General features: G+C 63.6%; 25 protein-coding genes and 2 pseudogenes. 18 read left to right on the top strand and 9 right to left on the bottom strand.

Going from position 1 to position 19,383, the window contains the following annotated elements:
* Positions 1–163 precede the first annotated feature (163 nt).
* The 7 genes and pseudogenes from ACVOLQ_RS20125 to ACVOLQ_RS20095 all read left to right on the top strand — a co-directional run.
* A pseudogene (locus ACVOLQ_RS20125) lies at positions 164–796 on the top strand (recombinase family protein); the annotation flags it as partial.
* 358 nt (positions 797–1,154) lie between these two features.
* The gene (locus tag ACVOLQ_RS20120; RefSeq protein WP_007966093.1) at positions 1,155–1,787 is read left to right on the top strand and encodes a ParA family protein; all 633 of its coding nucleotides are present in this window, start codon (positions 1,155–1,157) and stop codon (positions 1,785–1,787) included.
* On the top strand, positions 1,780–2,109 hold the full coding sequence (locus ACVOLQ_RS20115) for a hypothetical protein (protein WP_083563949.1): 330 nt from the start codon (positions 1,780–1,782) through the stop codon (positions 2,107–2,109). Before ACVOLQ_RS20120 ends, ACVOLQ_RS20115 begins: the two co-directional genes overlap by 8 nt.
* Positions 2,110–2,192: 83 nt before the next feature.
* A complete protein-coding gene (parC, locus tag ACVOLQ_RS20110) occupies positions 2,193–2,507 on the top strand; it encodes a ParC family partition-associated protein (RefSeq protein ID WP_011997474.1) in 315 nt (104 codons plus the stop codon).
* Between the two features lie 179 nt (positions 2,508–2,686).
* Positions 2,687–4,069 carry a replication protein gene (locus ACVOLQ_RS20105; protein WP_083563948.1) on the top strand — a complete coding sequence of 461 codons (1,383 nt, stop codon included), beginning with the start codon at positions 2,687–2,689 and terminating at the stop codon, positions 4,067–4,069.
* A 315-nt stretch (positions 4,070–4,384) separates the two neighbouring features.
* A complete protein-coding gene (locus ACVOLQ_RS20100) occupies positions 4,385–4,693 on the top strand; it encodes a hypothetical protein (RefSeq protein WP_083563947.1) in 309 nt (102 codons plus the stop codon).
* A 587-nt stretch (positions 4,694–5,280) separates the two neighbouring features.
* Entirely contained in the window at positions 5,281–6,222 is a 942-nt protein-coding gene (locus ACVOLQ_RS20095) for a DNA-binding protein (RefSeq protein ID WP_073665304.1), read from the top strand.
* A gap of 218 nt (positions 6,223–6,440) precedes the next feature.
* Here the strand turns inward: ACVOLQ_RS20095 and ACVOLQ_RS20090 are convergent, their stop codons facing one another.
* A complete protein-coding gene (locus ACVOLQ_RS20090; RefSeq protein ID WP_083563950.1) occupies positions 6,441–6,860 on the bottom strand; it encodes a TraK family protein in 420 nt (139 codons plus the stop codon).
* A gap of 351 nt (positions 6,861–7,211) precedes the next feature.
* Between ACVOLQ_RS20090 and traJ the strand changes: the two genes are divergently transcribed.
* The 7 genes from traJ (at position 7,212) to ACVOLQ_RS20055 (ending at position 12,936) form a co-directional block, all read left to right on the top strand.
* Entirely contained in the window at positions 7,212–7,589 is a 378-nt protein-coding gene (gene traJ / locus ACVOLQ_RS20085; protein ID WP_054471493.1) for a conjugal transfer transcriptional regulator TraJ, read from the top strand.
* A complete protein-coding gene (gene traI, locus ACVOLQ_RS20080) occupies positions 7,586–9,415 on the top strand; it encodes a TraI/MobA(P) family conjugative relaxase (RefSeq protein ID WP_083563946.1) in 1,830 nt (609 codons plus the stop codon). Before traJ ends, traI begins: the two co-directional genes overlap by 4 nt.
* Before the next feature lie 238 nt (positions 9,416–9,653).
* The gene (gene trbJ, locus ACVOLQ_RS20075; RefSeq protein WP_083563945.1) at positions 9,654–10,439 is read left to right on the top strand and encodes a P-type conjugative transfer protein TrbJ; all 786 of its coding nucleotides are present in this window, start codon (positions 9,654–9,656) and stop codon (positions 10,437–10,439) included.
* A gap of 15 nt (positions 10,440–10,454) precedes the next feature.
* Entirely contained in the window at positions 10,455–10,721 is a 267-nt protein-coding gene (gene trbK / locus ACVOLQ_RS20070) for an entry exclusion lipoprotein TrbK (RefSeq protein WP_011997486.1), read from the top strand.
* Positions 10,718–12,379: a P-type conjugative transfer protein TrbL gene (gene trbL / locus ACVOLQ_RS20065; protein WP_083563943.1), complete on the top strand. Its 1,662-nt coding sequence runs from the start codon at positions 10,718–10,720 to the stop codon at positions 12,377–12,379. The genes trbK and trbL overlap by 4 nt, the downstream gene beginning before the upstream one ends.
* Positions 12,380–12,381: 2 nt before the next feature.
* Complete coding sequence (locus ACVOLQ_RS20060) at positions 12,382–12,639, top strand: hypothetical protein (protein WP_083563941.1); 258 nt, start codon at positions 12,382–12,384, stop codon at positions 12,637–12,639.
* A 63-nt stretch (positions 12,640–12,702) separates the two neighbouring features.
* Positions 12,703–12,936 carry a type I toxin-antitoxin system ptaRNA1 family toxin gene (locus ACVOLQ_RS20055; protein ID WP_011997484.1) on the top strand — a complete coding sequence of 78 codons (234 nt, stop codon included), beginning with the start codon at positions 12,703–12,705 and terminating at the stop codon, positions 12,934–12,936.
* 57 nt (positions 12,937–12,993) lie between these two features.
* Here ACVOLQ_RS20055 and ACVOLQ_RS20050 read toward each other — a convergent pair whose 3' ends face one another.
* The 8 genes and pseudogenes from ACVOLQ_RS20050 to ACVOLQ_RS20015 form a co-directional block, all read right to left on the bottom strand.
* Positions 12,994–13,278 (bottom strand): virulence factor, encoded by a 285-nt coding sequence (locus ACVOLQ_RS20050; protein WP_083563940.1) that lies wholly within the window; start codon positions 13,276–13,278, stop codon positions 12,994–12,996.
* Positions 13,279–13,287: 9 nt separating this feature from the next.
* Entirely contained in the window at positions 13,288–13,557 is a 270-nt protein-coding gene (locus tag ACVOLQ_RS20045; RefSeq protein WP_083563939.1) for a hypothetical protein, read from the bottom strand.
* A 112-nt stretch (positions 13,558–13,669) separates the two neighbouring features.
* Positions 13,670–13,864, bottom strand: a complete 195-nt coding sequence (locus ACVOLQ_RS20040; RefSeq protein WP_083563937.1) for a hypothetical protein — start codon at positions 13,862–13,864, stop codon at positions 13,670–13,672.
* Positions 13,865–13,909: 45 nt separating this feature from the next.
* Positions 13,910–14,260, bottom strand: a complete 351-nt coding sequence (locus ACVOLQ_RS20035) for a helix-turn-helix domain-containing protein (protein WP_083563935.1) — start codon at positions 14,258–14,260, stop codon at positions 13,910–13,912.
* Positions 14,257–14,427: a hypothetical protein gene (locus ACVOLQ_RS20030; protein ID WP_178383513.1), complete on the bottom strand. Its 171-nt coding sequence runs from the start codon at positions 14,425–14,427 to the stop codon at positions 14,257–14,259. The genes ACVOLQ_RS20035 and ACVOLQ_RS20030 overlap by 4 nt, the downstream gene beginning before the upstream one ends.
* Positions 14,427–14,720, bottom strand: coding sequence for a type II toxin-antitoxin system RelE/ParE family toxin (locus ACVOLQ_RS20025; protein WP_054471487.1), 294 nt, complete (start codon positions 14,718–14,720; stop codon positions 14,427–14,429). Before ACVOLQ_RS20025 ends, ACVOLQ_RS20030 begins: the two co-directional genes overlap by 1 nt.
* Positions 14,708–14,980, bottom strand: a complete 273-nt coding sequence (locus ACVOLQ_RS20020; protein ID WP_054471486.1) for a CopG family ribbon-helix-helix protein — start codon at positions 14,978–14,980, stop codon at positions 14,708–14,710. The genes ACVOLQ_RS20025 and ACVOLQ_RS20020 overlap by 13 nt, the downstream gene beginning before the upstream one ends.
* A gap of 359 nt (positions 14,981–15,339) precedes the next feature.
* Positions 15,340–16,306 (bottom strand): annotated as a pseudogene (locus ACVOLQ_RS20015) (integron integrase).
* Positions 16,307–16,451: 145 nt separating this feature from the next.
* Between ACVOLQ_RS20015 and aadB the strand changes: the two are divergent.
* The 4 genes from aadB (at position 16,452) to ACVOLQ_RS19995 (ending at position 18,950) form a co-directional block, all read left to right on the top strand.
* Positions 16,452–16,985: an aminoglycoside nucleotidyltransferase ANT(2'')-Ia gene (aadB, locus tag ACVOLQ_RS20010; protein WP_000381802.1), complete on the top strand. Its 534-nt coding sequence runs from the start codon at positions 16,452–16,454 to the stop codon at positions 16,983–16,985.
* Between the two features lie 156 nt (positions 16,986–17,141).
* Positions 17,142–17,489: a quaternary ammonium compound efflux SMR transporter QacE delta 1 gene (locus tag ACVOLQ_RS20005; protein WP_000679427.1), complete on the top strand. Its 348-nt coding sequence runs from the start codon at positions 17,142–17,144 to the stop codon at positions 17,487–17,489.
* Positions 17,483–18,322 carry a sulfonamide-resistant dihydropteroate synthase Sul1 gene (sul1, locus tag ACVOLQ_RS20000; RefSeq protein ID WP_000259031.1) on the top strand — a complete coding sequence of 280 codons (840 nt, stop codon included), beginning with the start codon at positions 17,483–17,485 and terminating at the stop codon, positions 18,320–18,322. Before ACVOLQ_RS20005 ends, sul1 begins: the two co-directional genes overlap by 7 nt.
* 127 nt (positions 18,323–18,449) lie before the next feature.
* Positions 18,450–18,950, top strand: coding sequence for a GNAT family N-acetyltransferase (locus ACVOLQ_RS19995; RefSeq protein ID WP_000376623.1), 501 nt, complete (start codon positions 18,450–18,452; stop codon positions 18,948–18,950).
* Positions 18,951–19,383 lie beyond the last annotated feature (433 nt).

Here is a 19,383-nt window from a genome sequence, read left to right as displayed (position 1 = left end):
CACACGAGTATTGAGCATAGTCGAGATTGGTGCAGATCACTTCTGATATTGAACTGTCAGGAGCTGGCTGCACAACAGCCATTACGCCCAATCAACTGGTGCAGTCGTCTTCTGAAAATGACAGCTACGATAGGCGCATTCAGGTATGCCCAAAGGAGCCAGCATGAGCAGGACGAAGCCAGCAGCCGCGCCGATGGTGGCGCGGGTCTATCTGCGCGTCAGCACCGACGCGCAAGACCTTGAACGCCAGGAAGGGATCATCACGGCCGCGAAGGCCGCCGGGTACTACGTCGCCGGCATCTACCGCGAGAAAGCCAGCGGCGCACGCGCTGACCGGCCCGAGCTGCTGCGCATGGTGGCCGACCTGCAACCGGGCGAGGTGGTCATTGCCGAGAAGATCGACCGCATCAGCCGCCTACCCTTGCCCGAGGCCGAGCGCCTGGTGGCCTCGATCCGGGCCAAGGGTGCGCGCCTGGCCGTCCCTGGCGTGGTCGATCTATCCGACCTGGCGGCCGAGGCCCAGGGCGTCGCCAAGATCGTCCTGGAATCCGTCCAGGACATGCTTTTGAAGCTGGCCCTACAGATGGCCCGCGACGACTACGAGGACAGGCGCGAGCGGCAGCGCCAGGGCATCGAGCTGGCGAAGCGGGACGGCCGCTACAAGGGCCGGCGGGCCGATCCGAAGCTGCGCGCCCAGGTGATCGCGTTGCGCAGCATCGGCCAGAGCATCGCGGAGACTGCCAAGCTGGCCGGGTGCAGCGTGGCCCAGGTCAAACGGATTTGGGCCAGCCGTGACATGAGCCGGGCCGAGGCGGCCAGGCATGGCGCTTTCGTGGAGGACGCATTGACCGAGGCCGACGCCGGCGCGGCGGCCGACGTGGAGCAGGGCGCGGCCGAGCTGCCCGAGCCGGCTTTTCTGGACGATGAAGGCCCAGTCGCCGATCTGCCGATGCCCCCGTACCGAACCCAAAACCTGCCGCAAATCCTGGCGGCCCTCACCGATGACGAGCTGGCGACGTGGCCCGGCGACCTGGCAGACGCCGAGCGGGCGCGGCGGCGCAAACTTTAGCGGCTAAAATCTATCTAGCTACTATCTTGTATCTAGCTTCTATCTTATAATCGCTGCTACCTAGCAGCTAGATAGGGGCTAAATTATGGCGGCGATTGTCGCATTCGTCTCACAGAAGGGCGGCGTAGGGAAATCCACCCTGGCGCGTGCCCTTGCACGCGAAGCGGCCGCCGGCGGCTTGCGCGTGAAGGTAGCAGACCTGGATACACAGCAGGGAACTGCTGTCGATTGGCACCGCCTGCGGCTTTCTCAGGGCATTGAACCCGTGGTGTCCGTCGAGGCGTTCGCCACGGCCGCGCAGGCCCTGGAAGCGGCCAAGGGCTACGACCTTCTCATCATCGACGGGCCGGCCCGCACCAGCTCGGCGACGCTCGACATAGCCCGCGCTGCCGATTTGATCGTCCAGCCGTCCGGCGCATCGAGGGATGACCTCATTCCGGCCGTGCGCGAGTTCCACGCGCTGACAAAGGCCGGTGTCCCGAACGACCGCCTAGCGTTCGCCCTCAACCGCATCGGCACGCCGGCGGAAGAGGTCGCGGCGCGGGTCTATTTGCAGCAGGCCGGCTACACCGTCCTGGATGGGAGCTTGCGCGACCGGCCGGCCTACCGCCAGGCGCAAAACACCGGCCACAGCATCACGGAAACCCGCTTTGCGGGCCTGAACGAGCGGGCCGACACACTCATTCAATCGCTCATCGACCGGGTGACAAATGGCTGACGTATCCAAGCTCAAGAAACTGAAAGGCCGGCGCGACGAGCTGGGCGCACCGCCAACGCTGGACGAGGCCAGCACGAACCTGACCGCGCCGGAGGTTGCGCCGGTAGCCAGGCCGACCGCCGCCAACCCACCACCGCAAGCACCGGCGGCCAAGAAGATCGACGGCCGGAGCGCCCGCAAGACGAACCGCACGGTGCAGTTCGCCACGCGGGTGACGCCGGAATGGGATGCCCGCATTCGCGCCCTGGCGCAGCGTGAAGGTGTGCTGCTGGTCGAGGTACTGGAAAAAGCCCTTGACCACTACGAACAATCTAGCAGCTAGTTTGCTGCTAGGTAGCAGCTACATAATCGAAAACCGACACCTGCATTTTTCGTTAATGCTGGACACTGCTGCGAAGGTGGGGCATGATTACGTTTGATTCAAAGGCTGTCATCAATCCGACCGCGTTTAAGGAGGTCGTTTTGGTGGGTGGCGTACAGGGTGCGACTGTCACCGTTGCAGAGAAGGGCCTGGTTCTGGCGCTTCGGATCGGCGGAGAAAATCGCATCCTTGGGCAGTATCGGGGTGGCCCCCGCTACTTCCGCACGATTGACGCGGCGGCGTCGTTGCTGATCCAGCACGGCATCTACCGCTTCGAGGCGGACGTGGCCGGGTGGAAGCCCAAGACGCTGACCCGCAAAGGTGGCGAGCTGCTGGGTGGCACCGGCATCGAGCCGTAAAAATGCAAAAGCCCCGTTTGGCGACGGGGCTTTGGCGGGGGTTCCGGGCCTATCAGCTTTGGCGAGCTGGCAGACACGACAGCCGATGAATGAGGAACGACTGTTTAGCTAAACCTCATTCTACGGCCTGACCCCTTCAATGGCAAGAGTCACGCGCGGATTCCGTGCGGGAAGGGGTTATGGCAGGACAAGCGCAACTTGCCTTGTTCGAGCCGGCCGACGAGGCCGGCACCTACCATGACACGGCCAGGACGGGCTTTTTCTCGCTCCTGGTCGCGGTAGGGAAGGACAAGCGGCAGGATTCATACAGGCTCACAGACATGCCCACGATCTTGGGCATGGTCGATCAGACCCGCGACACCTGGCTGACGCAGGCAGAGTTCATGCGCCCTAATCGCCGCGTGGTGAATCTTGCGCGTGTCGGGCTGCTGTTCGCCGACCTGGACACCTACCGGCAGCCGTGGGCCGCCGGCAGGACGCCGGAGCAACTGGCGGCCGCCGTGCTGTACCACTGCGCCCAGGAAGGCATCCCCACGCCCTCGCTGCTGGTCTATAGCGGCCGCGGCATACAAGCCAAGTGGCTGCTGGACGGCACCTTGCCGCGTCAGGCGCTGCCGCGCTGGAACGCCTGCCAGCGGTATCTTGTCGATCGCCTGTCCGGCCTCGGCGCCGACCCCCAGGCCAAGGACGCAAGCCGCGTGCTGCGCCTGGTCAGCACCGTGAATACCAAGAGCGGCGACGTGTGCCGCGTGGTGCATGTCGAGCACGGCCAGGACGGCCAGCCCGTCCGCTACGGTTTCGAGTACCTGGCTGAAATGCTGCTGCCGGTGGCCCGCTGGGACATCGAGCAGCAACGCCGCGACCGTGCCGAACGCCGGCAGCTCAAGCTAGTGCCAGGCGGCAAAGCCGACAACCTGCGCGGCTTCTCCGGCCGGCAGCTCGCATGGGATCGCCTGGAGGACTTGCGCAAGCTGGGCGAGCTGCGCGGCGGCGTCAGGGAAGGCGAGCGGATGCAGCATCTTTTCTGGCGTCTCAATTTCCTGCTGCTGTCCGGTGCCACGCACAGCGGGCAGATGTACCACGAAGCGGCCGCGCTGGCCGGCGAGCTTGATCCGGCCTGGTCGTATCGCTCCAAGGAGCTGATGACGTTGTACGCCAAGGCGAAAGCCTACGAGGCCGGCGAGAAGGTGACGCTTGGCGGCCGCGAGTTCGCACCGCTCTACACGCCCAAGAACGACACCCTCATCAGCCTGTTCCAGATCACCGACGACGAGCAGCGCAAGCTCCGCACGCTTATCAGTGCGGGCATGGCCGCTGAACGCCACAGGGAGCGCGAAGCGGCCCGCCGGCGGGCCGCTGGGGCGGTAGATCGGCAAACCTACGAAAGCCGCTCCTTGAGCCGGCAGAAGCCTTGGGAAGCCCTCGGCATGAGCCGGGCGAGCTGGTATCGCGCCGGCAAGCCGACCGTGCCGGACAGTGAGACAGGTTCGTGCGTATTACAGGCCCTGGCGGGCGACCTGGCCAGCATCGCCGGAAGTGACGAGGGCGGCTACGATGCTTGAGACAAGTCCGTGCGTATTACTAATGGCGAAGCCTAGCGGCTTGTCCGCCTCGGCCGTAGGCCGGAGTAGCCCCCTGCGTTCATATAACGCGAGTAGCCCCCTGCGTTCATATAACGCGAGTAGCCCCCTGCGTTCATATAACGCGAGTAGCCCCCTGCGTTCATATAACGCGAGTAGCCGGCAAGGGCGGTGGGTAACTTGCTTGCAAGTTATCCACGGGCCGCGCAGCGCCGGAACGGCGCGGAGGGGCCGAAGGCCCGGAGTAGCCCGCCGCCCGCAGGGCGGCCCCTTCGTCCAGCTCGCCGGGGTGTTGTCATGAGCCGCGCCCGTCGAGCTTTCCCGCCTGAGTTGTTGGCGCACCTGCACGCGATGCAGGTAACGGCCGCGCTCGATCTCTTGGGCCTCTACTGGAAGCACGACCCGGATTTCAAACCGATCAAGGACAAGGCCACGGTGCGGGTGAATGTCGCGCTGGGTGGCGGTGGCGTGGAGCTGCTGGCGACCGGGCCGAAGTGGTACGACACCCGCGCAGAGAAGGGCGGCGGTGGTGCCATCGACCTTGCCATGCACCTGCTGCGCCTGGACTTCGTTTCAGCCGTGAAGCGCCTACAGGCCGCGACCTGATTTTTAGCCGCTAAATCTGACGCCAAGGGAAAGCCAGGCCGGCCGTGGTCTGGCTTTTTTCGTTTGCGCCGGAGATCGGCCGCGTAGAAACGCCCAGGACGGGGACGTCTCAGAAAACGGAAAATAAAGTACGTTAAGCCATTGGCATGGCCACCGCTCTCGCAAACGATCATTTTCAAGAAGCCACCGTGAGAATGCGGGCCGCGCCAGTGCTGGCCTTGTCCGTCCCGTTCTCGAAAACCGCTCTCGAATCGAGCCGCCGAGACTGCCGAGTTTCGAGAACAGCCGAAACGCCGCTTCCAGCGGCAGACGCCACACGCAAAGCCGCGCCGTTGCTGGATCGAGCATTCCTTAGCGTGCTTTAAATTCCGTTTTCTGAATCGACCCCAGGACGCCCGAAACCGGGCGAGGGTAGGGGATAGGTGCCGCCAACCCCGGAAAACGCCGCCACGGCCCGCCCAGGCCCGAATTTCGACCCCCGACGCGCTCCCGGCCGGGATGACCCAGGCCATGCGGAAAATAATGGCTTGCATAATAATAAGAATAAGAATATTATTCTTATTATCTTATCCACCGGAGCCGATGCCATGACACCGCAAGCCCCCCAAATCCCCGCCGACGTGCGCGAGCGCATCATTGCCGCCGCCACTGATCTTTTCGAGCAGTCGGGCCGCGAGACGATGCCCACGGTCGATGCGGTGCGCCGGGCCGCCCGCGTGGATATGAATGCAGCCAGTGCCGTGATGAAGGAATGGCGCAGGGCGCAGACTGCCCAGGCCGCCCCGGTGGCCGTGGCGGTGCCGGAGGTTGTGCAGCAGGCCAGCAGCGCCGCCGTGGCGACGATCTGGCAGCAGGCCCAGGAGCTGGCGAACGAATCCCTACGCAGCGCACAGGCCGCATGGGAAACCGAGCGGGCCGAGCTGGACGCGATGCGGCAGGAGCTGGCCGAGGCTTTCGAGCGCCAGGCCGGCGAGTTGGACGCGACCACGGCCGAGCTGGCCGCCGAGAAGGCCGCCACCGAAAAGCTGGCCCAGGAACTTGCCGCCGTTCGTCAAGAGCTGGGCGCAGCACAGGAACAGGCGCACACCGCCGAGGCCCGCGCCCAGGAGATCGAGCGCCGGGCCGACGAGCTGCGCACGGAACTGGACAGGGCGCACCAGGACGCCGACCAGGCACGCGGGGCACTGGCCGAACAGCAGAAGGCCAGCCAGGCGGCCGCCGCTCAACTCGACCAGGTGCGCGCCGAGCTGGTGAAGGTGCAGGCCAAGGCCGAGGCCAACGAGGAAGCGCACCAAGAACAGCGCAAGACCGCAGCGGGCGAGGCGCACCGCATGGCCGAACGCCTCACCGCCGCCCAGGCCGAGCGCGACCAGGCCACGAAGGCGGCTGCACAGGCACGCGAAGAAGCCGCTCGCCTGGCCGGGCAGCTCGACACGCTCAAGGAGCAATCGGCCGCGCTGTTGGCCCGCATCACACCGCCGGCGGCCGAGGCGAAGCCCGCGACCAGGAAGAAGCCAGGCGGCGAGTGACCGGCCCCCAGGGGGGGGCGATTTCACGAACTCAGGGGGAGGCCCGGATATTGACACTTGAGGGGCGCGGGCCTGCCTCTAGCGGCCAGGTTTGGCCGTCCTGATCTGTTGGCCGGTGGGAGGCGCAGGGGGGGGCGATTTCACGTCATGGGGTTATTGACACTTGAGGGGCCGGCCGACTGTCTCCCTTTGGCGTTCATCCACCCATCAGGGGCGGCTTACAGCAAGTCCTCTTTGTTCAGCGTTGGGTTGAAATTGAAGCTGGGAATCTTCCCGGCTTGCTCGCTGGCAGGGCTGGCCGGAGCTGGTACGGCCGGCTTTGGCGTGACGGCTGGAACGGTGGTCGGCGAGTCGCTGGCCGACCTGGTGGCGGCCTTCGGTGTCGGCGGCGCGGTGTCGGCCGGCGCTGCCTTGATGAACCGCTGGACGTGCCGGCGGAACGTCTCATAGCTGGTTTTCACCCGGCCGGTTTCGTGCATGTGATCGTAGATCGTCGTCAGCGCGTAACCGGCTTCCATTGCCTCGACCACATCCCCGCGCACCGCCAGAAACGCTACTGCCGCCGTGTCCTGGCGGCGCTTCTTCTCGGCCTTCTGATTGGCCCAGGCAGCAAGTTCATCGGTGTATCGGGTTCCCATCGGAATCATTCCAGTTCATGAAATGTGTGCGGTCTAATGCGTGTAAAGCAGTAGGAAACTGCGTGGAAATTGGTAGTAAATCGTTGTTTGTTCGTGGATTCCATTGCATTTTGCCCTACTGCACGCCAATACACCATTTTCCTTGCGAAAAACAATGCAATCCTACTGAACCGCTGTATAGTTTCCTTATCTAATGCAATGCTGAATAGAGGGCAGGATGTGTGAAGTAGGCCCACCATGCAAGCATGGTGATCCTCTTCACTTCCCCTTATTCGCGCCTGCGGCGCTCAACGGGGCATCCTGCCCTGCGGGGCCAGCCGGCGGCCGCCGGCAACGACAGAGGACGCCAAGATGGAGGCCAACGAGAACAAGGTAACGAGGAAGGGCAGTACGCCCATCAAGGTCTATTGCCTGCCGGACGAACGGGCCGCCATCGAGGCCAACGCCCAAGCCGCCGGCATGAGCACGTCCGCCTACCTGCTGGCGGTCGGCCAGGGCTACCAGGTCAAAGGCGTGACCGACTTCGAGAACGTGCGCGACCTGGTGCGCGTGAATGGCGACCTCGGCCGGCTGGGTGGCCTGCTCAAGCTCTGGCTGACCGACGACCCGCGCACGGCTCGCTTCGGCGATGACACCATCCGGGCGCTGCTGGCCCGGATCGAGGCAACCCAGGACAAGATCAGCACCATCGCGGAAAGCGTGGTGCGGCCGCGAGGCGGGCAATCGTGATCGCCAAGCACGTGCCCATGCGCTCGCTGGGCAAGTCCGACTTCGCCGGCCTGGTGCGGTACGTCACCGACGCGCAGAGCAAAGACCACCGGCTGGGCCAGGTGCAGGTCACGAACTGCGCCGCCGACACCGTGCGCGATGCCATCACCGAGGTGCTGGCGACCCAGCAGGCCAACACGCGGGCTAAGGGTGACAAGACCTATCACCTGATCGTCAGCTTTCGCGCCGGCGAGCAGCCGAGCGCCGATACCCTGCGGCAGATCGAGGCCCGCATCTGCGACGGGCTGGGCCTGGGCGAGCATCAGCGCGTCAGCGCCGTGCATAACGACACCGACAACCTGCACATCCACATCGCCATCAACAAGATTCACCCGACCAGGGGCACGATGCAGGAGCCGTACTACTCGCATCGGGCGCTGGCTGACCTCTGCGCGACCCTGGAACGCGACTACGGCCTGGAGCGGGACAACCACGAACCACGCCAGCGCGGCGCGGCCGCCAGGGCCGGCGACCTGGAACAGCACGCCGGCGTGGAAAGCCTGGTCGGCTGGATCAAGCGCGAGTGCCTGGACGAGATCAAGGGCGCGGCGAGCTGGGCCGAGCTGCACCAGGTCATGCGCGATAACGGCCTGGCGCTGCGCGCACGCGGTAACGGCCTAGTCATCGAGGCCGGCGACGGCACGATCATCAAGGCCAGCACCTTGGCCCGCGACCTGTCCAAGCCCGCCCTGGAAAAGCGGCTTGGCACGTTCGAGGCGTCGCCCGAGCGCCAGGCCGCGCCGGCACAGCGCAACTACCAGAAGGGCCGGCCGATGCGTCTGCGCGGCGGCCTGGACACGACCGAGCTTTACGCCCGGTACAAGGGCGCACAGCAGACCCTCACGGCCGCCAGGGCCGGCGTGCTGGCCGAGGCGAAGCGCCGGAAGGATCGGGCCATCGAGCACGCCAAGAAGGCGGCGGCCACCCGGCGGGCGGCCATCAAGCACCTGACCGATGGCCGGCTGACCAAGAAGCTGCTGTATGCCCAGGCCAGCGCCGCGCTGCGGGCCGACCTGGATGCGATCCACAAGCGCCACGACCAGGAGCGGGCGGCGATCTACAACGAGCACCGCCGGCGGCCGTGGGCCGACTGGCTCAAGCAGCAGGCAACGGCCGGCGACGGCCAGGCGCTCGATGCGCTACGCGCCCGCGAGGCGGCCCAGGGCCTCAAGGGCGACACCATCCAGGGCGACGGCCAGGCGAAGCCCGGCCATGCCCCGGTGATCGACAGCATCACGAAGAAGGGCACGATCATCTACCGCGCCGGCAGCTCGGCCGTGCGCGATGACGGCGAGCGCCTGGCCGTGTCCAGCCAGGCCGACCGCGCCGGCGTGGCGGCGGCGCTGCGCCTGGCAATGGAACGCTACGGCGAGCGCATCACTGTCAGCGGCAGCGTGGAGTTCAAGGCCGCCGTGATCCGGGCGGCCGTCGATGCCCAGCTCCCCATCACCTTCGCCGATCCGGCACTGGAAAGCCGGCGGCAGGCCGAGGCCACCAAGGCCCAGGCCAAGCGCCGGCCAGGTGTGCCCCCTGTCGGCCAGGAGCCGCCGCCACATCGCCGGCACGGCCTGCGCACGTTGGGCCAGCTCGACGGGCTGCACATCGAGGGCGAAGCCCAGCGGCCGGCACAAGCGCCGACCCAGGCCACCCCGACACCGCCGCCGGCCAAAGTGCAGCAGCCGGCCAGGCCCGCGCTGTCCGAGCTGGAACAGCGCGAGGCGCGGCTACGGGCGCAGATGGAAGCCAAGAAGGCGAAACGCCAGGAGGGCAAGAAGCGCGGGCGATGACGCTTGCGAATTCTCGGATGTTCGATTAGCATCCGAGTTAGAAGCTAGAAGCTATATAGCAGCTAGTTAGCTTACACCGATGTTCAACAAAAATGGCCGGGCGCAACGGTGTCGCTCAGGTCGGGTACCGGGACAACGATTCGGCGTGTTGTCTCTGTGATGGCCCAACGCCGCCAGTTTGCCGAAAAGGCAGCAGGCCGGCGCAGCGCAGCCGCTCATCACATCGAGGTACTCGACCATGAAACACGTCCGCCTTTTAGCGGCTAAAACCGCGCTCGCCGCTGCCCTGGCCGGCAGCATCATCATCACCCCGGCGCAGGCCGGCATTCCCGTCATCGACGGCGGGAACCTGGTGCAGAACGTCATGACGGCCATCGAGTCAGTGGCGCAGACGCTCAAGCAGATCGAGCAGTACCAGACCCAATTGCAGCAGTACGAGAACATGCTGCAAAACACGATGGCCCCAGCGGCCTACATCTGGGATCAGGCGCAGTCCACCATCAACGGGCTGATGAATGCCGTCAACACGCTGGACTACTACAGGAACCAGCTCGGCAGTCTCGACGCCTACCTGGGCAAGTTCCAGGACGTGAGCTACTACCGCAGCTCGCCGTGCTTCTCGGCCGCCGGGTGCTCGGATGCCGAGCGCGCCGCGATGGAGCAAAACCGCCGCCTGGCGAGCGAGAGCCAGAAGAAGGCGAACGACGCGCTGTTCAAGGGTCTGGAGCAGCAGCAGCGCAACCTGACCGCCGACGCTCGCCAGCTCGAACGGCTCCAGTCCGCTGCGCAGGGAGCGACCGGGCAGATGCAGGCCATCGGCTTCGCCAATCAGCTCGCTGCCAACCAAGCAAACCAGCTTCTGCAAATCCGTGGCCTGCTGATCGCGCAGCAGAACGCCGCGACCGCCAGGATGCAGGCGCAGGCCGACCTTGAGGCGCAGCAGCAGGCCGCCGGCGCGACTTCCAGGGAATCCAGGATCGAGCGCACGGCAAGCCCGAGAAACTGGCTCGAACTGACCCGCTGACGGAGGCCCTGCACCATGAAGAAAACGATGCTGCTTGCCGGCCTCGTGGTGGTGCTGGTGGCTGGCTGCGACAACAAGCCGGCCATCCCGCCCATGCCCGAGGTCAATGACACCAATTGCCAGATCGAGGCGATCAAGAAGATCGAGGACAGGGCCACGCGCGAGAAATTCGCCGGGCTGTGCTCGCGTCGGTCGCCGGCCGCCGGCGGCATCGCGCCGACCGAGAAGCCCATGAACTGGCTCGAACTGGCCGACCCGAAAGACCAGGAGGCGAAGCCATGAAAGCACTGCACAAGGCGGCGCTGATCGGCGTCACCCTCGCGCTTTACTCCACCGCCGCATCGGCCCAGCTCACCAACCAAGGGATGCTTGACCAGGTGGTGACGGAGTTCGCCACGCGGGCCACGTCCTGGCAGACGGTGGTGATGAATGCCGCGATGTTCCTGTTCTGGACGCTGGGCACGATCTCGCTGGTTTTCACGTTCGGCTTCATGGCGCTGCGCAAGGCCGACATTGGCGAGTTCTTCGCCGAGTTCATCCGCTTCATCCTGTTCTTTGGCTTCTTCCTCTGGCTGCTGCGCAACGGCCCGGCCTTCGCCAACTCGATCATCCAGTCATTGGCCCGGATCGGTGAGCAGGCGTCCGGGGTGGCATCGGTGACACCCTCGGGCATCGTGGATATCGGCTTCATGATCTTGAAGCAGGCATTCAGCAACTCGTCGATCTGGTCGCCCGTGGATAGCTTCATCGGCGTGGCCTTGAGCCTCGGCATCCTGATCTTGCTGGCTGTCGTTGCCATAAACATGCTGTTGCTGCTCGTCTCGGGCTGGCTGCTGATGTACGCCGGCATCTTCTTCCTCGGCTTCGGCGGAAGCCGTTGGACGTCCGACATGGCGATCAACTACTACAAGACCGTGTTGGGCGTGGCCGTGCAGATCATGACGATGGTGCTCCTGGTCGGCATCGGGAACGACCTGCTTTCCAGCTTCTACGCCAGGATGAACACCGGCACGCTGAACTTTGAAGAGCTGGGCGTGATGCTGGTTTTCTGCGTGGCGTTGCTCATGCTGGTCAATCGCGTGCCGCCGCTTGTCGCCGGCATCATCACCGGCTCGGGTATCGGTGGCGCTGGTGGCATCGGCAACTTCGGTGCAGGTGCTGCCATCGGTGCGGCTATGGGCGCGGCGAGCATGGCCGCCGGTGCGGCAAGCGTGGCCGGCGCGGCCGTGATGGGTGGTGCAGCCTCGGCCGCCGGCGGCATGTCGGCCATCAAAGCAGCGTTCGAGAAAGCGGGATCGAGCGCCGGCGGCGAGTCGGGCGGAATGCCCATGCTCGGCGGTGGCTCCGACTCCGGCAGCGATGCAGGCTCGTTTGCGCAAGCTGCTGGCTTTGGTGGCGGGTCAAGCTCAGGAGCGGGCACCACTACACCACTTGCACAGGCCGCCGGTTTCGGCAGCAGCTCGGGCAGCGGTGCCAGCGGCTCGGGTGGAAGCAATGGGCAACAGCCCGGTAAATCGGGTGGAGGTTCCAGCTCGAAGGGTGGCGACGAAGCCGGCAGCAAGAAAGCCCAGCAAGGCGGCCAGCAGGCAGCACCAGGCAGCACCGGCCCCGGCTTGCTGGCCTCGGCCGCATCGGCGCTTGGCACGGCGGGCCGCGTGACGGCCGACGCCGGCGCGAACCTGATGCAAGGCGTCGGCGAGGTTGCGAAGGCCAAGGCCGCCAGCATGCGCGACGCCGCCGCCGAACGCATCGCTGACACCACCGGCGGGAAGATCGCGGCGGCTATCAGGGCGAGTGCGGAGAGTGACCAGGCCGCCGCTGTCGAGGCGGTGCCGACATTCGGCGGCAACAACCTGGCAGGGGCCGATTCGGCTGCTGCCGATCCTGATGACGAAGTGGCCGCGTTCGCCAACCGCGAGCACGGTAAATCGGAGGCGTGACCATGAAACGTAGTGGCTTTTTCGACTGCCTGGCGCTCGACCAGGTGCAGCGGCCGGCGGTGGAGTTTGAGCAGCCTGGCGACCAATCAACCGAGCTTGATGCGGCGGCGGAAGTGGCGGCCTTCGTTGATCGCCCTGCCCCGTCTGCCATCGAGGCCACCAGGCCGGCGGCCAGGTCATCGAGCAACAGCTACAGCGGCAGCAACAGGAACACGCCGCTGGCAGAGGCCGCCGGCATCTACAGCAGCGGCCAGCGGTAAAGCGCGCCGGCCGGCGTGGGGCCGGCCGACACTTCCACAACCCACCTACCACAGAGGTGAATCATGGCAACTTTGAATCCTACCAATGCAATCGCAACCCAGGCAGTTCATCATGCGGCCGCGCAGCTCGCGGCCCTGGACTGGATCGACCAAGAGGCGGCGCGGCAGCTCTCGCCGATGGCGGAAGCCGTCGCCAATATGTTCATGGTGCTGTACTACCAGGCCGAGACGGGCCAGGCCACGCGGGACGACTTCCGCCAGGCCCTGGACGCGGTGCGGCAGTCACTTACCGCGTAGGCTCAACCAGAAACAACAAGGGCGGCCATTGGCCGCCCTTGTTGTTTCAATGCCCACTTATAGCGCAGGTGCAAGGTCGTTCATTTCTTCGATACGGAGCATCCTAATGTCACGCACAGAGGCTTTGAACCATGTGTAAGTCGTACTGAGTTGCTGTGCGGCCAAGACACACTGAACTGCATTGATGCGTTCATCGCCGAAGTAGACGCTTCCCTGTTGCCAAGAGAACCCGAGAGGTTCTAGCGTTTTGCGAATGTCCCCGTAAGCGTTGTTCCAGGACGGATTGGGGTAAGACTGTTTGAGTGTTTCTGTATCAAGATCGAAAGCAATGGCGTAGGTCATCGTGTTCCCTTAGTTGTAAGAGCGGCGGGGTGCAATTTGGGATACACGGGCTGAGCTGACGCCGTACTTTTCGGCAACGGCCTTTGTTGCAGCGCCGTTTGCGATCTCGGCTTGGATGGCGCTGTTGCGCAGTTCCATGACTTTGGTTTCGAGGGCCGCGATGTCTTGGCCTTGGCTCTCGATGATTTTCCCGTGCGTTGCGACGGTCTTTTCCAAGTCCTTATGCGCCTTGGCGATTGATTCAAGCGCGTGCAGGATGTGGTTCTTTTGGCGTGCCATCTTTGGCCTCCATGCTGTTAAATTAAATTAATTTAACCACATTAAGAGGATATGGTCAAGCAGGGAGCGGCCTGCAGCACCGTCAGAAATGGCGATGCTGGCCATTGCTCTTCTATGCCGGTTCGTTCTGCCCTTCCTTGGCGTCCAACAACGGCCAGAGAAGCAACCGGCTCAGGCTATGCGCCTGGTTCAACAAGGCGGCAAGCGGCCCGCCCATCGCCTCGTCGGCCAACCACCAGCGCAGAAGTTCGCCGGCCTCGTTGCGGGCTTCCAGTCGCCCGCTCTCAAACATCCAGATCGCAGTCATTGTGCGTACCTCGTTTCCGGGAAAAGCCCCAGGGAAACGGTACCGTCACGACGCGATGCCGTGCATGGTTCGAGCACGTGCCGCTACCTCGCGGGCGTGCTCGATATAGTCCAGGTCGCCGCTGGCTTCGGCGTGGGCCTGGAACGCGGCTATAGCTTCGGCGGTTTGCAAGTCCTCGGGCAGCAGCTCACGGCCAACGGCCGGGGCATCCACCCATTCGCGTTGCTCAGGCGGCAATGGATACTGGCCGGATGCTTCGGCTTCGGCTAGCAGCTCATCGAGCGTGTAGCGCACCTGGTCAGCCGTGACGGCGCGGGCCGGGTCGGCCTTCAATGCGTCATAGGCCGGGCCAGCTTTCTCATGCAGCCAGCTTTCCAGGTTCTTCGGGTCGGTCATCGGCGGGCCTTATCGAGCCAGGCCAGCGTTTCAGCATCGCGGGCGGCTACGCGGGCCAGCAGCTCGCGCAGCAGCGCGGCCATGCTCATGCCGTGCGCGGCTGAGATAGCGGCAGCTTCGGCCTTCACGGCCGCCGGTACGGCGGCGCTCACGGTCTTGGTGGTCATCAGTAGCCCGCCTCTTTCTGGTGCCGGAAGGCCAGAACATACACCGCATCGTCGGCCGGTTCGTGGCGGTACAGGGCCACATAGCCGGAATCCCCGAAGGCAATCACCAGCTCGCGCAGCTCGGGCATTTCAGGGAACGGCCGGCCAATGTCCGGGGCCGTCTCCAGCAGCAGGAATTGCCGCTCGATGGCCTGGCCGGCACGCCTGGCGGCGTCCGGTGCCTTGACGGCCAGGAACCGCCGGCATCGTTCCAAGCCTTCCGCCGCGCCTTCGGTGACGATTACTTGTGGCACTCAGGCACCGCCCTTTCGTCATTGGTGCCCCAGGTGTTCAACCAGGTGCGAACTTCCTGGCCGGTCAGGTGGCGGCCGGTTTCCTTGTAGGCCGCCCAGGACGCCAAGGCTTCCTGCTTGAAGCTCTCGCGGGCTTCTTCGCGCTCGACGTACTGCTGGATCGCTTCGAGCATGATCCAGTGGGGCGAGCGGCGGCGCTGGCTGGCGAGGTGCTGGACGCGACCTTTCAGCGTGTCGTCGATCTTGAGAGACGTTGCCATAGTGGGCCTCTTATCACATGGTAATACCTAGTGATAATAGCCCTTCCCTGCCCCCGAGTCCATCGCGCTGAAACTGTCTTGAAAAGGCTCTTTAAGGCTGGTGTTTTGAGCTAGGCGCATATAGATCGAGATTTGATAAATGAGCCTGTCGGGCTACTGTCGTTTTCAGAAGACGGCTGCACTGAACGTCAGAAGCCGACTGCACTATAGCAGCGGAGGGGTTGGATCCATCAGGCAACGACGGGCTGCTGCCGGCCATCAGCGGACGCAGGGAGGACTTTCCGCAACCGGCCGTTCGATGCGGCACCGATGGCCTTCGCGCAGGGGTAGTGAATCCGCCAGGATTGACTTGCGCTGCCCTACCTCTCACTAGTGAGGGGCGGCAGCGCATCAAGCGGTGAGCGCACTCCGGCACCGCCAACTTTCAGCACATGCGTGTAAATCATCGTCGTAGAGACGTCGGAATGGCCGAGCAGATCCTGCACGGTTCGAATGTCGTAACCGCTGCGGAGCAAGGCCGTCGCGAACGAGTGGCGGAGGGTGTGCGGTGTGGCGGGCTTCGTGATGCCTGCTTGTTCTACGGCACGTTTGAAGGCGCGCTGAAAGGTCTGGTCATACATGTGATGGCGACGCACGACACCGCTCCGTGGATCGGTCGAATGCGTGTGCTGCGCAAAAACCCAGAACCACGGCCAGGAATGCCCGGCGCGCGGATACTTCCGCTCAAGGGCGTCGGGAAGCGCAACGCCGCTGCGGCCCTCGGCCTGGTCCTTCAGCCACCATGCCCGTGCACGCGACAGCTGCTCGCGCAGGCTGGGTGCCAAGCTCTCGGGTAACATCAAGGCCCGATCCTTGGAGCCCTTGCCCTCCCGCACGATGATCGTGCCGTGATCGAAATCCAGATCCTTGACCCGCAGTTGCAAACCCTCACTGATCCGCATGCCCGTTCCATACAGAAGCTGGGCGAACAAACGATGCTCGCCTTCCAGAAAACCGAGGATGCGAACCACTTCATCCGGGGTCAGCACCACCGGCAAGCGCCGCGACGGCCGAGGTCTTCCGATCTCCTGAAGCCAGGGCAGATCCGTGCACAGCACCTTGCCGTAGAAGAACAGCAAGGCCGCCAATGCCTGACGATGCGTGGAGACCGAAACCTTGCGCTCGTTCGCCAGCCAGGACAGAAATGCCTCGACTTCGCTGCTGCCCAAGGTTGCCGGGTGACGCACACCGTGGAAACGGATGAAGGCAGTAGCGTATGCGCTCACGCAACTGGTCCAGAACCTTGACCGAACGCAGCGGTGGTAACGGCGCAGTGGCGGTTTTCATGGCTTGTTATGACTGTTTTTTTGTACAGTCTATGCCTCGGGCATCCAAGCAGCAAGCGCGTTACGCCGTGGGTCGATGTTTGATGTTATGGAGCAGCAACGATGTTACGCAGCAGGGCAGTCGCCCTAAAACAAAGTTAGGCCGCATGGACACAACGCAGGTCACATTGATACACAAAATTCTAGCTGCGGCAGATGAGCGAAATCTGCCGCTCTGGATCGGTGGGGGCTGGGCGATCGATGCACGGCTAGGGCGTGTAACACGCAAGCACGATGATATTGATCTGACGTTTCCCGGCGAGAGGCGCGGCGAGCTCGAGGCAATAGTTGAAATGCTCGGCGGGCGCGTCATGGAGGAGTTGGACTATGGATTCTTAGCGGAGATCGGGGATGAGTTACTTGACTGCGAACCTGCTTGGTGGGCAGACGAAGCGTATGAAATCGCGGAGGCTCCGCAGGGCTCGTGCCCAGAGGCGGCTGAGGGCGTCATCGCCGGGCGGCCAGTCCGTTGTAACAGCTGGGAGGCGATCATCTGGGATTACTTTTACTATGCCGATGAAGTACCACCAGTGGACTGGCCTACAAAGCACATAGAGTCCTACAGGCTCGCATGCACCTCACTCGGGGCGGAAAAGGTTGAGGTCTTGCGTGCCGCTTTCAGGTCGCGATATGCGGCCTAACAATTCGTCCAAGCCGACGCCGCTTCGCGGCGCGGCTTAACTCAGGTGTTAGATGCACTAAGCACATAATTGCTCACAGCCAAACTATCAGGTCAAGTCTGCTTTTATTATTTTTAAGCGTGCATAATAAGCCCTACACAAATTGGGAGATATATCATGAAAGGCTGGCTTTTTCTTGTTATCGCAATAGTTGGCGAAGTAATCGCAACATCCGCATTAAAATCTAGCGAGGGCTTTACTAAGCTTGCCCCTTCCGCCGTTGTCATAATCGGTTATGGCATCGCATTTTATTTTCTTTCTCTGGTTCTGAAATCCATCCCTGTCGGTGTTGCTTATGCAGTCTGGTCGGGACTCGGCGTCGTCATAATTACAGCCATTGCCTGGTTGCTTCATGGGCAAAAGCTTGATGCGTGGGGCTTTGTAGGTATGGGGCTCATAATTGCTGCCTTTTTGCTCGCCCGATCCCCATCGTGGAAGTCGCTGCGGAGGCCGACGCCATGGTGACGGTGTTCGGCATTCTGAATCTCACCGAGGACTCCTTCTTCGATGAGAGCCGGCGGCTAGACCCCGCCGGCGCTGTCACCGCGGCGATCGAAATGCTGCGAGTCGGATCAGACGTCGTGGATGTCGGACCGGCCGCCAGCCATCCGGACGCGAGGCCTGTATCGCCGGCCGATGAGATCAGACGTATTGCGCCGCTCTTAGACGCCCTGTCCGATCAGATGCACCGTGTTTCAATCGACAGCTTCCAACCGGAAACCCAGCGCTATGCGCTCAAGCGCGGCGTGGGCTACCTGAACGATATCCAAGGATTTCCTGACCCTGCGCTCTATCCCGATATTGCTGAGGCGGACTGCAGGCTGGTGGTTATGCACTCAGCGCAGCGGGATGGCATCGCCACCCGCACCGGTCACCTTCGACCCGAAGACGCGCTCGACGAGATTGTGCGGTTCTTCGAGGCGCGGGTTTCCGCCTTGCGACGGAGCGGGGTCGCTGCCGACCGGCTCATCCTCGATCCGGGGATGGGATTTTTCTTGAGCCCCGCACCGGAAACATCGCTGCACGTGCTGTCGAACCTTCAAAAGCTGAAGTCGGCGTTGGGGCTTCCGCTATTGGTCTCGGTGTCGCGGAAATCCTTCTTGGGCGCCACCGTTGGCCTTCCTGTAAAGGATCTGGGTCCAGCGAGCCTTGCGGCGGAACTTCACGCGATCGGCAATGGCGCTGACTACGTCCGCACCCACGCGCCTGGAGATCTGCGAAGCGCAATCACCTTCTCGGAAACCCTCGCGAAATTTCGCAGTCGCGACGCCAGAGACCGAGGGTTAGATCATGCCTAGCATTCACCTTCCGGCCGCCCGCTAGCGGACCCTGGTCAGGTTCCGCGAAGGTGGGCGCAGACATGCTGGGCTCGTCAGGATCAAACTGCACTATGAGGCGGCGGTTCATACCGCGCCAGGGGAGCGAATGGACAGCGAGGAGCCTCCGAACGTTCGGGTCGCCTGCTCGGGTGATATCGACGAGGTTGTGCGGCTGATGCACGACGCTGCGGCGTGGATGTCCGCCAAGGGAACGCCCGCCTGGGACGTCGCGCGGATCGACCGGACATTCGCGGAGACCTTCGTCCTGAGATCCGAGCTCCTAGTCGCGAGTTGCAGCGACGGCATCGTCGGCTGTTGCACCTTGTCGGCCGAGGATCCCGAGTTCTGGCCCGACGCCCTCAAGGGGGAGGCCGCATATCTGCACAAGCTCGCGGTGCGACGGACACATGCGGGCCGGGGTGTCAGCTCCGCGCTGATCGAGGCTTGCCGCCATGCCGCGCGAACGCAGGGGTGCGCCAAGCTGCGGCTCGACTGCCACCCGAACCTGCGTGGCCTATACGAGCGGCTCGGATTCACCCACGTCGACACTTTCAATCCCGGCTGGGATCCAACCTTCATCGCAGAACGCCTAGAACTCGAAATCTAACGTCCGTTCGGGCATCGAGGTCCATGTCGGGGTGGGACGGGCCCGTGGCTTCAAGATCACTTGCAGTCCGACCGCGATGTCTTGGTTGCGCGAGAGGTTGTCGATATCCTCCACTTCCATCATCAACCCTGGATAATGCCGCCGCCGTCATCGCCGCCGACGCCCGTGCCGGGCTTTTCGGGCCTGTCAGGCTTGCTCGGCCTTCAGCCTGCCTGGGCGAGATCTCCGGCGGACGGATTAACGGCGGAGCTTCGCCGCCTTTCGTGCGTGTGAAGGCCGAAGATAGTTCTCTCAAAAACATCCGTTTATGAGAGATACCAAATGTCATTTTCAGAAGACGACTGCACCAGTTGATTGGGCGTAATGGCTGTTGTGCAGCCAGCTCCTGACAGTTCAATATCAGAAGTGATCTGCACCAATCTCGACTATGCTC

The sequence above is a fragment of the Stenotrophomonas sp. STEN031 genome (assembly GCF_056759975.1).
Note: the sequence above shows the minus strand (reverse complement) of the source record. Positions and strands in the feature narration are given on the sequence as shown.

What these genes read in the sequence shown, in the direction of transcription:
- ACVOLQ_RS20120 (WP_007966093.1), top strand. Translation starts at nt 1,155, where the DNA reads ATGGCGGCGATTGTCGCATTCGTCTCACAGAAGGGCGGCGTAGGGAAA.
- ACVOLQ_RS20115 (WP_083563949.1), top strand. Translation starts at nt 1,780, where the DNA reads ATGGCTGACGTATCCAAGCTCAAGAAACTGAAAGGCCGGCGCGACGAG.
- parC (WP_011997474.1), top strand. Translation starts at nt 2,193, where the DNA reads ATGATTACGTTTGATTCAAAGGCTGTCATCAATCCGACCGCGTTTAAG.
- ACVOLQ_RS20105 (WP_083563948.1), top strand. Translation starts at nt 2,687, where the DNA reads ATGGCAGGACAAGCGCAACTTGCCTTGTTCGAGCCGGCCGACGAGGCC.
- ACVOLQ_RS20100 (WP_083563947.1), top strand. Translation starts at nt 4,385, where the DNA reads ATGAGCCGCGCCCGTCGAGCTTTCCCGCCTGAGTTGTTGGCGCACCTG.
- ACVOLQ_RS20095 (WP_073665304.1), top strand. Translation starts at nt 5,281, where the DNA reads ATGACACCGCAAGCCCCCCAAATCCCCGCCGACGTGCGCGAGCGCATC.
- ACVOLQ_RS20090 (WP_083563950.1), bottom strand. Translation starts at nt 6,860, where the DNA reads ATGGGAACCCGATACACCGATGAACTTGCTGCCTGGGCCAATCAGAAG.
- traJ (WP_054471493.1), top strand. Translation starts at nt 7,212, where the DNA reads ATGGAGGCCAACGAGAACAAGGTAACGAGGAAGGGCAGTACGCCCATC.
- trbJ (WP_083563945.1), top strand. Translation starts at nt 9,654, where the DNA reads ATGAAACACGTCCGCCTTTTAGCGGCTAAAACCGCGCTCGCCGCTGCC.
- trbK (WP_011997486.1), top strand. Translation starts at nt 10,455, where the DNA reads ATGAAGAAAACGATGCTGCTTGCCGGCCTCGTGGTGGTGCTGGTGGCT.
- trbL (WP_083563943.1), top strand. Translation starts at nt 10,718, where the DNA reads ATGAAAGCACTGCACAAGGCGGCGCTGATCGGCGTCACCCTCGCGCTT.
- ACVOLQ_RS20060 (WP_083563941.1), top strand. Translation starts at nt 12,382, where the DNA reads ATGAAACGTAGTGGCTTTTTCGACTGCCTGGCGCTCGACCAGGTGCAG.
- ACVOLQ_RS20055 (WP_011997484.1), top strand. Translation starts at nt 12,703, where the DNA reads ATGGCAACTTTGAATCCTACCAATGCAATCGCAACCCAGGCAGTTCAT.
- ACVOLQ_RS20050 (WP_083563940.1), bottom strand. Translation starts at nt 13,278, where the DNA reads ATGACCTACGCCATTGCTTTCGATCTTGATACAGAAACACTCAAACAG.
- ACVOLQ_RS20045 (WP_083563939.1), bottom strand. Translation starts at nt 13,557, where the DNA reads ATGGCACGCCAAAAGAACCACATCCTGCACGCGCTTGAATCAATCGCC.
- ACVOLQ_RS20040 (WP_083563937.1), bottom strand. Translation starts at nt 13,864, where the DNA reads ATGACTGCGATCTGGATGTTTGAGAGCGGGCGACTGGAAGCCCGCAAC.
- ACVOLQ_RS20035 (WP_083563935.1), bottom strand. Translation starts at nt 14,260, where the DNA reads ATGACCGACCCGAAGAACCTGGAAAGCTGGCTGCATGAGAAAGCTGGC.
- ACVOLQ_RS20030 (WP_178383513.1), bottom strand. Translation starts at nt 14,427, where the DNA reads ATGACCACCAAGACCGTGAGCGCCGCCGTACCGGCGGCCGTGAAGGCC.
- ACVOLQ_RS20020 (WP_054471486.1), bottom strand. Translation starts at nt 14,980, where the DNA reads ATGGCAACGTCTCTCAAGATCGACGACACGCTGAAAGGTCGCGTCCAG.
- aadB (WP_000381802.1), top strand. Translation starts at nt 16,452, where the DNA reads ATGGACACAACGCAGGTCACATTGATACACAAAATTCTAGCTGCGGCA.
- ACVOLQ_RS20005 (WP_000679427.1), top strand. Translation starts at nt 17,142, where the DNA reads ATGAAAGGCTGGCTTTTTCTTGTTATCGCAATAGTTGGCGAAGTAATC.
- sul1 (WP_000259031.1), top strand. Translation starts at nt 17,483, where the DNA reads ATGGTGACGGTGTTCGGCATTCTGAATCTCACCGAGGACTCCTTCTTC.
- ACVOLQ_RS19995 (WP_000376623.1), top strand. Translation starts at nt 18,450, where the DNA reads ATGGACAGCGAGGAGCCTCCGAACGTTCGGGTCGCCTGCTCGGGTGAT.